Raw genomic sequence first — 13,097 nt, forward strand, 5'->3', positions numbered from 1 at the left:
TTTAGCCTTAATACCCTAAACTTATTTCGTTATCCGTCAATGACTCTTCTGACAATATGACTTGTCAGTAATTTTAAACATACTGGCTGGCTTCGATTAACTGACGGGTATATTCCGTTTGCGGATTTAAAAACAGCTGTTCAGTGTCTTGAAATTCCATCACCTGCGCACGGCGTAACACCAGCACTTTCTGACACAGGGCTTTAACCACTTGCAGGTCATGACTGATAAACAGATAGCTGATCTGATGCTCTTGCTGTAAGCGTCTGAGCAATTTCACGATGGCACGCTGCGTGGTACGGTCCAGCGCCGAGGTCGGCTCGTCCAGTATCAGCAGTTTAGGACTCAACACCAAGGCACGTGCCAGGGCGACACGCTGACGTTGCCCACCAGACAGCTCATGCGGATAACGGCTTCGAAATGACACCGGCAATTCGACTTTTTCCAGGGCTTCATCAATCCGCTCTGATATTTCTGTCGCTGAGAGTTTTTTTAGGCCCAAACCTTCACCAATGGTCTGTTCCACATTCAGGCGCGGATTCAGGCTGCTAAACGGGTCTTGAAACACGATCTGAAATTCAGCGCGTAAAGGCCGTAACTGCTTTTCATTGCACCGGTTTAAATCGGTGCCCAGCAGCACAATTTCACCGTCACTTTTAATCAAACGGCTAATGGCCAAAGCCAGCGAGCTTTTGCCTGATCCGCTTTCGCCGACAATGCCAATTGATTCACCTTGCATTAACTGCAAATCCAAGGGTTCTACCGCGACAAAGTAGTCTTTGACCCGGTTGAGTAATCCCTGCTTGATCGGGAACTTCACCGCAACCTGCTTTAAGGTCAATAAATTTTCAGCTTCTGGAATCTGCAGCGCCTCACCAAAATCATGATTGAGCAAATCACGGGTATAGGCCTGTTTCGGCTGTTGAAAGATTTCGGTAACGCTACCCTGTTCTTCCACTACACCTTTGTTCATTACAATGACCTGATCGGCATAGCGACGCACCAGATTAAGATCATGACTGATCAGGATCATCGCCATCTTGCGGCTTTGCTGCAAGGATTTAAGCAGTTTTAGAATCTGTGCCTGTAAGGTGACATCCAGCGCCGTGGTCGGCTCATCCGCAATCAGGATGTCCGGATCTAAGGCGAGTGCCATGGCGATCATCACGCGCTGCCGCTGCCCGCCGGAAAGCTCATGCGGATAACGGCGCAATTTATCTTCAGGGTCGGTAATGCCGACATCTTGCAGCAATTCAATAATGCGTGCCCGGGTCTTCTGTTTGGACCAGCCTTGCAGCAACAAGGTTTCGCCAATAATTTTTTCCACCCTGTGCAAGGGATTTAAAGCCGTCATCGGTTCCTGAAAAATCATGGCTATTTTCTGGCCACGAATTTGGCGCAGCTGTTCAGTTTTCATTGCCAGTAGATTTTGCTGTTCCAATACGGCCTGACCTTGAATCTTTAAGGTACTGGGCAACAGTCCCAGCAAGGCCAGACTGCTAATCGACTTGCCCGAACCACTTTCACCGACTAAGCCAATGGTTTCACCGGCATGCAGCTGAAAATTCAGGTCAGCTACCAGCACCTGCTCTGCTTGCCGGATATTTAAATGCTGGACAGTTAACAAGGCTTGCGGATTATTGGCGTCTTGGATCGAATGCATCGCGTGTCGCCTCCCCAATATAAATCAGTAAAGATAGGACAATGGCCAGGGTAAAGAAGCCGGACAGTGCCAGCCATGGTGAATTCAGGTTGGATTTGCCTTGTAATAACAATTCACCCAAAGATGCCGCATCGGGCGGTAAACCGTAGCCTAAAAAGTCCAAGGCGGTAAGAGCGGTGATGTTGGCGGTCAACATAAAAGGAAGTTGCGACAGGCTGGAACTCATGGCATTCGGCAAGATGTGGCGCAGCATAATGGTCTGGTCTGTAACTCCCAGGCTGCGTGCGGCACGCACATAGTCCAAATTGCGTGCCTTTAAAAATTCGGCACGCACCAGACCAACCAAAGTGGTCCAGCCGAATAACAGCATAATCAGAAACAGCCAATAGACGTTTGGGGTAAACATGCTGACCAGAATCATCACCATGAATAACATCGGCAAACCGCCCCACACTTCCAGAATACGCTGACCCAATAAATCGACCCATCCCCCGTAATAGCCCTGAATCGCGCCAACCGCGATGCCCAGCAATGCTGAAGCAAAGGTTAAGGCAAAGCCAAACAGCAGCGACACACGCAAACCATAAAGAATACGGGCCAGTACATCACGTCCCTGGTCATCGGTTCCCAACCAGTTTTGTGCAGTCGGTGCAGAAGGTACGGGGACTGCCAGTTCCAGATTAGGCGTCTGGTAGGAATATTGAATCAGCGGCCAGATCGCCCAGCCCTTTTCATCAATCAATTGCTGCACCACCGGATCTTTATAATCGGCTTCGGTTTCAAATACCCCGCCAAAAGTCGTTTCCGGATAAGACTTCAACACCGGCACATAAAGTGAATGATCGTATTTCACTAAAAGGGGTTTATCATTCGCGATCAGTTCAGAAGCCAGTGATAAAACAAAAATCACGGCAAAGATAATTAAGCAGCCGAAACCGAGTTTATTTTCCTGGAATCGTTTTAAGCGCGCCTGCATTAATGGGGACATTATTCAGCACCTCGCGATTCAAAGTTAATCCGCGGGTCAATCACCTGATATAGCACATCGCTAATCAGTCGCAGCACCAAACCGAGCAAAGTAAACAGGAACAATGTGCCAAAAATCACCGGATAATCGCGCTGTTGAATGGCCTCAAAACCGAGCAGGCCCAACCCGTCCAGATTGAAAATGATTTCAATAAACAGGTTACCAACAAAGAAAATGCCAATCAGCGCTTCCGGTAAACCCGCAATCACGATCAGCATGGCATTACGGAAGACATGACCATAGAGCACCCGTGATTCGGTGAGACCTTTGGATCGTGCCGCCAGCACATACTGTTTGTTTAATTCTTCCATAAAGGAATATTTGGTGAGATAGGTCAGTCCGGCAAAACCGCCAATCACCATGGCCAGCAAAGGCAAGGTCATATGCCAGAAATAGTCCTGGATTTTGCCCAGCCAGCTTAGGCTGTGGAAATTTTCCGACACCAAGCCTTGCAGCGGGAACCACTGAAAATAGGACCCTCCGGCAAAGAATACAATCAGTAAAACCGCAAATACAAAGGCAGGCACGGCATAACCGATCGCCAGTAACAGCGAGGTGGATTTATCAAACAGCATGCCATGCTGGCGGGCTTTTTTAATGCCCAAGGGAATAGACACCAGATAAATCAGCAAAGTGCTCCACAGGCCCAAAGATAAAGACACCGGCATTTTTTCCCACAGCAATTGCGTGACCGGCTTGTCTTTAAAAAAACTGGTACCGAAATCGAAGCTGGCATAACTTTTCAGCATGTTCCAGAAACGGATGTGCGCAGGCTGATCAAAGCCATATTGAGCTTTAATCTTCTGCACCATTTCATCACTTAAGCCTTTCGCTCCCTGATAATTGCTTTTGGCACTGGCCGTTTCGCCACCCGTTGCACCCAGCCCCTGAAAAGCTTCTGCCTGTTGAATGGCTTGCTCAACCGGGCCACCCGGTGCAATCTGGATCACCACAAAGTTAATCAATAAAATGAAAAACAGCGTTGGAATAATCAGCAGCAGTCTTTTTAATATATATATGCCCATCGAAACAGCGTTCCTTGTGCCTGCGTTATGACTTCTTGTTTATTTTTGACGTAAATACTGAGTGACTTTTTTCGCTTGTCCGGCATCACTCCACCAGTAGTCAATGCCCGATGATAGCTTCGGTTTTACCTTGGGCTGATGATACATGTTCCAGTAGGCAAACCAGTTTTCTCCCTTACCATAGGTCGGAATCTGATAATAACCGGCACGCAGCAAACGATCCAACACCCGGGTTCTGAGTACCAGCTGCTCACGACTCGGTGCATGAATAACCTGCTGGACCATCGCATCAATCACAGGATTTTTAATGCCTGCATAGTTGTAGTTCCCCGGCTGATCTGCCGATGCACTGCCCCAGAACTGTGCCTGCTCATTGCCCGGATTGAGCGACTGCGGCATCACGTTGGTGGTCATGTCAAAATCCTTGGTGCGCATGCGCTCGATATACTGCGGCACATCGACATGGCGGATCGCCACTTCAACGCCCAGACGTTTCATGTTGCGGATAAACGGCATCAAGGTACGCTGCAAACCATCCTGATGGATTAGAAATTCAATCCGGATCGGCTTGCCTTGGGTATCCAGCAAACGGCCATTTTTAAAGGTATAGCCGGCTTTGATGAGTAGCTGACGCGCCGTCAGCAGATTATTGCGGTTAAATCCGCTGGCATCCGACACCGGATATTTCCAATCTTTCAAAACACCCTGCCGCTGAATTGGATTCAGTCGGGCTAGATAGGGTTTTAAAATGGCCAGCTCTGCAGGGCTGGGCGTGCCTTTAGCCTCCAGCTCACTGTTGGCAAAATAACTCTGTAAGCGTCGATACTGTCCGTAAAATAGCGCCTTGTTTTGCCATTCAAAATCGTAAGCGTAGGTGATGGCTTGTCGAAACTTGATGTCTTGAAAAGGTGTGCGGCGGCTATTAAACACAAAACTTTGTGTCGGAATTGGGTTCTGATGCTTGAATCTATATTTCACCACCATGCCTGCCTGGACGGCGGGAAAACGATATTCCGTGACCCATTTACGTGCGGTAAATTCTTCATGCAGGGTATATTGCCCCGACTTAAAACCTTCAAAGGCAATGTCCAGATTGCGGTAATAAACATATTTCAGGCGATCAAAATTATATCGGCCTTTATTGACCGGCAGGTCTTTGCCCCAGTAGTTTGGATTGCGTTTGTAGCTGATGCTGCGACCGGCATCAATCCGGTCAATCAGATAAGGCCCTGACCCCAAAATCGGCTGCATGGTGACCCGGGTGAAATCCTTCTTTTGCCAGTCTTTTTTGGAATAGATTGGCATCTGCGCCAGAATCAGTGGCATCTCTGCATTATTGGCAGAATTAAAGCTCATCTTGACCGTATATTTGGACAATGCTTCAGTTTTATCCAGATCGGCCAGATACATTTGCAGTCCAGGATTGGCCTTGGTTTGATAAGTATCAAAAGTAAATTTGACGTCTTCGGCAGTCACTGCACTGCCATCGCTAAAACGTGCTTTGGGATTGAGGTGGAAAATGACATATTGGGTCTGCTTGGGATCATAAGTCACTTTCTCGGCCAGCAAGGGATACATCACCCCCGGCTCATCCAGCGAATTCGACATCAGCGAATCAAACAGATACTCCACCCCATCGGTTGAGCTGCCTTTGCCATTCATACTGTTTAAATTGTCAAACGTGCCATTGCTGGCAGTACTTAAATAGCCGCCTTTAGGCGCTTGGGCATTGGCATAGGGCATGACCAACAAGCCAGCATATTTCGGCTGGCTATGTACCGCAATATAGGGCGTGGTCTGCACCGCAGCCCATAGCCCCTGGGTCAAAAGACTGAGCCCCCATGCAAAACCCCAATATTTCGCCCTGGCAAATGACATCTAAATGACTCCCTGTCTTTGCATTTATTATAAGTTTGGAACTTTAATCACATCACCAATTCGCAATTGTTTATTGGGTTGCATCTCATTCATTTCCGCAAGTTTTGCACTTTCCAGACCATAACGGTTGGCGAGGCCAATCAGGGTATCACCACGTTTGACTTTATATTCAACCACAGTTTTAGGAATAACAATCTGCTGGCCGACACGTAAACCGGAACGAGGGCTAAGACCATTCATCGCTGCCAATTCAGCAACCGATACCCCTGTCCGACTGGCAATGGCGTTCAATGACTCGCCCGATTTCACGGTATACCCATCGGTGTTGTTAGATGACTTCACTGCTTTTGACATAGGCTCATCCACTTTAGCGTCCAGCTTTGGCAGATCCCCGTCAATTTTTAAACGCTGTCCAATACGGACCGTTGAATTGCGGGTTAAGCCATTCAATGCAGCCAAATAATCCAGCTGTAAATGATATTTTTTTGCAATATTACTTAAGGTCTCGCCCGGTTTAACCACATGGCTATCACTCTTTTCAAAGCTGACTTTTTCAATTTTCGCTTCGACTTTGTTTGATGCTGCGACCGGTTCTTCACCCGTCAGTTTCAAACGCTGTCCCACACGTAAGCCAGCATTGCGGTTAATGCCGTTAATATTGGCAATATAATCCATGCCTAAATTGTATTTGGCAGAAATGGCAGACAAGCTATCCCCGGATTGCACGGTATAACTCTCCGGAACAGTTGAACTTGCAGGAATCTTCAGGGTTTGGCCTATCCGGACGCCACTGTTGCTGGATAATTTATTCAGCTGTGCCAGTTCGGTTAAGGAAATTTTCGATTTGCCTGCAATACTCGACAGGGTATCGCCACGTTGCACCTGATAACTTTCCGTTTTATAGGCTGGCTCAATGTCTACCGGATCTATTTTAACCGGACTCGCTTTTTCTTCTGGCTTGCTGTCTACTTCATGCAGTGGCACATTAATTTTTTGCCCCACTCTTAAACTACTGCCCGCAGTCAGACCGGTGGTTAAATCGGCCAGCTCCTGATTGGACAAGGCATAACGGTCAGCAATCAGTTTAAGATATTCGCCACGTTTCACTACATAAGATTTGGTTTTCACTTTAGCAGTAGATTTTGAATTATTGCTTTTGCTTTCAACAAGATCGGAATTATTTTGTGCCGTGTCTTTTAACGATAATTTTTGCCCCACACGCAAACCGCTGCTGACCGATAAGTTGTTGAACTCTGCCAGCTGTTTCACCGACAAGCCAAACTGGCTGGCCACTCCGGTCAGGCTGTCATTGGCCTGCACTACATAAGTTTCAGGCTGTGCTTTAGACTTGGCCGATAATGTTTCGGTATTTTTCTCGCTTTGTGGTTTGGCATCATATAAATAGATACTGGTTCCCACGTACAGCGGAGAGTTTGGATCTATCTGGTTCCATTTCGCCACATCGCGCCAGTTCAGGCCATTTTTCATGGCAATGACGGCTAAAGTATCGCCCTGTTGAACGGTATAGGTACTGCGTTTTCCTTTTGGCGGGATCACCACCACTTCTGAATCGGTCTTGACGTAGTTCTTGCCCTGGTTACGTTTGGCTTCATCTGAATCAGGCTTGGTGCTTTCCGCCACCCCTTTTGGATAAGCAAAACCTTTGGTTAACTCCTTGCCTTGCTGTTCAGCGACCGACAGGCTGGTTTGAATGGCCGTTAACTTGATTTTGCCGTCAAAGGGATCGACAATTTCGGTGCCTTGCGGTGCAATGGCTTTAATTTCTGCAACGACTTTTTCCTGTTCAGCTTTACTGGCTACCGGTTGCAGTACCTGTTCTAGCGTTTTATTTTCACCTTCCGCTTTTACTGCCGCCATAATCTGCTCGCGCTCAGCGGCAGACAATGGAGGTTCTACCGTCACAGGCTTGACATTTGCCACCTGACTCACCGCAACAGGAATACGTGGTGCACTCGGAATATCGCTATTTGCAGCAAAAGATGCCAAGGCATCAGAGCCTTGAGGCGTAGCCACACGTTTGGTACCTGAAGGCTTGGTGACTGTCACAGGATTTGCCGCAGTCACTGGCTGAGAACTTTTAGAAGTACTTGTAGAAGTAATTGTAGACGTACTTGCGATTAATACCGGTGGCGCTGTTTTTGCCGGATTAATCACTTGCGTATTGAGCTCAGGCGGATTGCTTCTTTCCGGAGTAAAAGGTTTTGCCGTACTTGCCCATAACGCCCCTGAACTTGGCGATAACTTTTTAAGCCGCGCATCAATAGCAGGACTTAAATCCGCAGGAATAATGATCTTCATCGGGCTTTGCTCATCAACCCAGTCCCCACGATGTCCTGGATTTAGCTGATATAGCTCGGCGCGGCTTAAACCGGTAATGGAGGCAACTTCATTTAAGTTTACCGGTCCTACCGGAACTTCCCTAAAGTGTGGTCGGTTGGCAATCGGCGGTAAAGACACCCCATAGGCCCCAGGATTTTTAATAATTTGCGCCACTGCCAGGAAGCGTGGCACATAGTTCATGGTTTCCTGAGGCAGTTTCAGTGACCAGTAATCTGTAGGCAAACCGGCTGCCTTATTGCGGTTAATCGCCTGCTGGATCCGCCCCGGACCCGCATTGTAAGCCGCCAAGGCCAGTTCCCATGAACCAAACTGGTTATATAAGCCCCCCAGGAACTCATAGGCTGCACGGGTCGATTCCACCACATCACGACGACCATCATACAGACTGGTCTGTCTTAAACCATAAATCCGTCCGGTACTTGGAATAAACTGCCACATCCCGGCTGCGGCTGCACTACTGGTCGCAGCAGGGTCATAAGAACTTTCAATAATCGGCAATAGAGCCAGTTCCGTCGGCAAACCGCGGCGTTCCGCCTCTTTCACGGTATGATAAAGATAGCGTGAAGCACGGGCACTTAAACGGTCCAGATAAGGCTGTCGGGAAATAAACCAGCCGCGCTGTGCTTCAATACGGGCATCCCAATGGCTATGATCCATCTTGAAACCGACGGTCATGCGTTTCCAGACATCACCATGTTTTAAAATCAGCAGGCGATCGCCTTCTACTGCGCTCATGTCTGTAGCAGACAATAAATCTTCCAATGAATCCAAGCTGTCGGCATCCAGATATCCGGATGAACCCACCATTTTCGATTTTGAGCCATGTGTCGCACTCTGGCTTGAAGAACAGCCTGACAGTCCCAATGCAGCTAAAGCTGAACCCAGTACTGTTATTTTTAAAAAATTGGGTAAGGTTGGCTGCCACAAAATCGCGGTTGGTTTATACATAAAAAAATCCAAACAACTCGTATAAAATTTATTTTTTAGATCTGCCATTGTAGTGAAGCATGGGGTAGACACAAGGGATTAATTTAGCGCGATTTCACTATAAATGTTACAAGAATTTAAAAAATAACCGTGTAATACACTTTTAAAGTGAAATTGCGTTATACAATATGCCAGTCACCCGGTTTATTTTGACTCTCATTTATAGCGTTCGGATTTGGTTTATATGACTCAAACAATCACTCTTTATGTCGATGGCGCGTGTCGCGGCAATCCTGGTTTAGGCGGCTGGGGTGCATATATCATTACCGAATCGGAAAAGCATAAACTGTGTGGCGGAGAAGCGGAAACCACCAATAACCGCATGGAACTCACCGCCGCAATTGAAGGTATTCAGTTTTGTCCGCGCGATGCCAAACTGATCATCTGGACCGATTCCAAGTATGTCAAGCAAGGCATCACCGAATGGATTCATGGCTGGAAAAAGAAAAACTGGAAAGATGTCAAAAATCCGGACCTGTGGAAATTACTGGATGCGACCTGTCAGGGGCGTGACATTGAATGGAACTGGATTAAGGGCCATGCCGGACATCCAGGCAATGAGATGGCTGATCAACTGGCCAACCAGGGTGCCGATCAAACCTTAACAGCCATGAAAAATCTCTTGTCATCTGCCGAAACTGTTTTAGAACAAGCCGACATGCTGGATAAAAAAAAAGCTGAGCAGGACTGGCTATTAGATGACCCCTTTGGTTTTGACCTGATGGAAGCCGAGCTGCAAGATGACAGCGAAGTTTTAGAAAACGATGTTTTAGAAAATGCGGAACAGGAAAACCCTCAGGCAGACACCATGCAACCTCAAGCGCAAGCTCCGGAACCTGTTTTAGAAAGTGCAACATCTGCTTCCGAAAAACCGCTGCACCCGCATATCGTGATTACCCCACGCAGCAAAGAAGTTCATGGTCCGCGCCAACTGATTCTGGATACCGAAACCACCGGTTTCTATTTTCAGGACACTGACCGAATTATTGAGGTCGGGGCGATTGAAATGGTCAACCGCAAACTGACCGGCAGCTCGATTCATATTTATATCAACCCGCAAAAACCGGTCGGTGAATCTGAAAACATTCACGGTATTTCAGATGAGTTCCTGAAAGACAAACCACTTTATGCAGAGATTGCCGATGTGCTGTTTGACTATTTAAAAGGCACAGAAATTATTGCGCATAACGCGACCTTCGATATGAACTTCCTGGATATGGAGTTTAAACGCGCAGGCTTTGTGGCCTTATCGGAAGTCTGTGAAGTAACCGATACCTTGGCCATGGCCAAGAGCAAGCATCCGGGACAAAAAAATTCGCTCGATGCTTTGGTGCGCCGTTATGAAATTCCGCAGCGTGACCGTACTTTCCACGGTGCCTTACTCGATGCCGAAATTCTGGCAGATGTCTACCTGGCCATGACCGGCGGTCAGGTATCTTTCGATATGGATACCCTGACCGAAGCCGAGCAACAACAGGGTCAAACTGCCCGCTCCACTGTACAAATAGAGCTGCCTGTGATTTTACCTTCAGCCGAAGAATTGGCAGAACATGAGAATTGGGTCAAACAATTTGAAGAAAAACATGGAACAGCTTGTCTTTTTGCAAAATAAAATCTACATTTCTAGTGGTTTTTTGTATTTAATCGTTTAGCACTTACGTTATAGTTAAACGCAAAGAAGTTTGGCCTTGAACGGGCTACTCACAAACAGATAAAACACTAGGAAAGGTGCAGATACATGTCTTACCAAACCTCTATTCATTTTGACCCGACTGCATTGCTGATAATAAAAAATGAGGTTGATAATTCAATTAAATTAGTTGAATCAGCGGTTAGTTCCTTGGCAGAAGACCAGACTTTACCTTTCGGTATTGATGATGCACTTAATCAATTTGAGCAGTGTGCTCAGGTTCTTGCTCTTATTGACATGCAAAGCCTGGCTAAAATTGCCCAATATTCCGCAGAGTTAATGCGCAAGATTATGGGGAATCCTGCGCAGATTAATACTCAGGAAGTGGTGGCCTTAAGTGAAGGCACCACCATGTTGAAACGTTACATCGAATTTATTTGCTTACGTGAAGTTAAAATTCCACAATTCCTGCTCGACACCCTGAATCGTCTGGAAATTGTGCTGGGTAAACCGATTACGCATGAAGGTCAGCATATCGAGTCATTACTGGACTGTATTACCCCCGATTTTAAACTTCCTCAAGCACCCAGCCTGGAAAAGTCGCAATATGTACATCGCCTGTACAAACTGTCTTTAAACAAGCTGATTAAACAGGAAGAGACTGAATTAGATCTGCAGGCAATCAAACTGGTCGGTGCCTATCTGGCAGGTCTGGCAGAAAATACGCCAAGCAAGCAATACTGGAATCTGGTGCATGTGGCATTTAATCAGATAGATCACTTATTGATCAATGATGCGCGTTTACGTACCCTGATCAGTATTGAACGCAATATGGCACAATATTTCAGTGCTCCAGATCGCTTTAAGCCAAGCCTGCCGGATTTAGCCAATATCTTGAGCTTGTGCATAAGCCAGGAAGATGAGACGGCCCAGCATATCCGTAGCCAGCTAAATGTGGGTGAAGATCATTTGACCGATACCCAATTGCAGGTATTTAGCCGCCATCTCTATGGACCTGATTTTGATACCATGCATACCATTAGTGAACTTGTGACCACAGAAATGGCACAAATTCGTAATGACATCGAATTCAACTATCAAAACATGACAGCTGAGAAAACGAAGGAATTACAGGACAAATTAATCAGTCTTGCCAACATTTTCAAAGTATTGAATCTGAGTGAAGCTTTCAACGATTTATCTCGCCAAGCCAACTTGCTGGACAAGGCTGAAGTGCTGAAAGATGAAAATTTTGCTCAGCAATTGATGAGTTGCATTTTATCGGCAATGAATTCGATTGGTGTTCTGGAACGTCATCACACTTCAAGCCGTTTACAGCTTCGTGTCCATAACATGAACATCTCTTTGGACCGTTTAGATGAAGCGCATGAAGCTTTACTCAATGAAACCAAAGCCGTGACTGAGCTTTCCAGCCAAATCCTGATGCAGTACATGCAAGATCAAAATCTGGCTGCGCTTGAGAATATTCCAACCCAATTGCGTGAAATTGGTGGTGCCCTGCTGTTCTTAAATGCCCCATCCGGTCAGACTTCATTGAACACTGCTGCAACGTTTATCCAACAGCAAATTGAAAATTCTGCAACGATCACTGCTGAACAAATCAACCACATCCTCGACACCTTAGCCAGTGCCGACATGCTGATTGACAATTTAAAATCAAAACAGCCTGTCCTGCAGTCGATGTTTGATGTAGCATTGCAAAGTAGCGAAAAACTGAAAACTGTTGCCTAATGTCCGAATTGTCACTTGCCTATATCTTCCATCAGCATCAACTTTTAGTCGATGAAAACTTTCAGCTCCCTCGGGTAGAACGTTTAGTAAGTGACCTTCAGTTCAACACGGGTGATCAAGTGATTGCCCGTGACCTTCTCGAAAACGAGCCTATTCCTTCCGGCTTGCAACTGGTACCCATCCGTCAATTATTAACGCTCTGGGATACCCAACAATTCGAAGCCGCCAGTCGTGCCATCCAGCTGTTAGAATGGCGCCGCAACCACAAGTTCTGTAGTCATTGTGGACATCCAACTGAAGCCCATGCGACTGAATATGCCATGGTTTGCCCAGCATGTGGTTATCATCAGTATCCACGGGTACAGCCCTGTGTCATTACCGTGATTACCCGTGGTCAAGATGAAATTTTGCTAGCTAAAAATGCCAAAAACAAAACGAATATGTACGGCCTGATTGCTGGTTTTGTTGAGGTAGGAGAAACCCTGGAAGAAGCGGTACGCCGGGAAACTTTTGAAGAAGTGGGCTTAAGACTCAAAAATATCCAGTATCTTGCCAGCCAGCCCTGGCCTTTTCCGAGTAACCTGATGCTCGCCTTCCGTGCTGAATATGCTTCTGGAGAAATCAAGCTGCAAGAAGAAGAAATTAGCGACGCGCAATTCTTTAAAATGGATCAACTGCCTGAAATTCCATTTAAAGGCAGTATTGCCTATGCCATGATTAAACATATTACCGAAGGTCATCCTGTGGCAGATGACACCCGTGAATGGCTTTAAG

At 46.7% G+C, this 13,097-nt stretch carries 8 protein-coding genes; 3 read left to right on the forward strand and 5 right to left on the reverse strand.

Annotated features, from left to right (window positions below; translation table 11 throughout):
* Positions 1-73: 73 nt before the first annotated feature.
* The 5 genes from E0H88_RS04550 to E0H88_RS04570 are packed head-to-tail and all read right to left on the reverse strand — an operon-like array spanning position 74 to position 8,902.
* Positions 74-1,663 (reverse strand): ABC transporter ATP-binding protein, encoded by a 1,590-nt coding sequence (locus tag E0H88_RS04550; protein ID WP_131273256.1) that lies wholly within the window; start codon positions 1,661-1,663, stop codon positions 74-76.
* Positions 1,638-2,651, reverse strand: coding sequence for an ABC transporter permease (locus E0H88_RS04555; RefSeq protein ID WP_131273257.1), 1,014 nt, complete (start codon positions 2,649-2,651; stop codon positions 1,638-1,640). Before E0H88_RS04555 ends, E0H88_RS04550 begins: the two co-directional genes overlap by 26 nt.
* Entirely contained in the window at positions 2,651-3,715 is a 1,065-nt protein-coding gene (locus E0H88_RS04560) for a microcin C ABC transporter permease YejB (protein ID WP_092819919.1), read from the reverse strand. Before E0H88_RS04560 ends, E0H88_RS04555 begins: the two co-directional genes overlap by 1 nt.
* Positions 3,716-3,754: 39 nt before the next feature.
* On the reverse strand, positions 3,755-5,593 hold the full coding sequence (locus E0H88_RS04565; protein ID WP_131273258.1) for an extracellular solute-binding protein: 1,839 nt from the start codon (positions 5,591-5,593) through the stop codon (positions 3,755-3,757).
* A 27-nt stretch (positions 5,594-5,620) separates the two neighbouring features.
* Positions 5,621-8,902, reverse strand: coding sequence for a LysM peptidoglycan-binding domain-containing protein (locus E0H88_RS04570; protein WP_131273259.1), 3,282 nt, complete (start codon positions 8,900-8,902; stop codon positions 5,621-5,623).
* Positions 8,903-9,125: 223 nt separating this feature from the next.
* On the opposite strand from E0H88_RS04570, the gene dnaQ reads away from it, so the two are divergent.
* The 3 genes from dnaQ to nudC all read left to right on the forward strand — a co-directional run bounded on the left by dnaQ (position 9,126) and on the right by nudC (position 13,096).
* Positions 9,126-10,553 carry a DNA polymerase III subunit epsilon gene (gene dnaQ / locus E0H88_RS04575; RefSeq protein ID WP_131273260.1) on the forward strand — a complete coding sequence of 476 codons (1,428 nt, stop codon included), beginning with the start codon at positions 9,126-9,128 and terminating at the stop codon, positions 10,551-10,553.
* Positions 10,554-10,679: 126 nt separating this feature from the next.
* Positions 10,680-12,323, forward strand: coding sequence for a chemotaxis protein (locus tag E0H88_RS04580; RefSeq protein WP_131273261.1), 1,644 nt, complete (start codon positions 10,680-10,682; stop codon positions 12,321-12,323).
* Entirely contained in the window at positions 12,323-13,096 is a 774-nt protein-coding gene (gene nudC, locus E0H88_RS04585) for an NAD(+) diphosphatase (RefSeq protein ID WP_131273262.1), read from the forward strand. The genes E0H88_RS04580 and nudC overlap by 1 nt, the downstream gene beginning before the upstream one ends.
* Position 13,097 lies beyond the last annotated feature (1 nt).

It is taken from the genome of Acinetobacter sp. ANC 4216, from assembly GCF_004331195.1.
Classification (GTDB): domain Bacteria; phylum Pseudomonadota; class Gammaproteobacteria; order Pseudomonadales; family Moraxellaceae; genus Acinetobacter; species Acinetobacter kookii.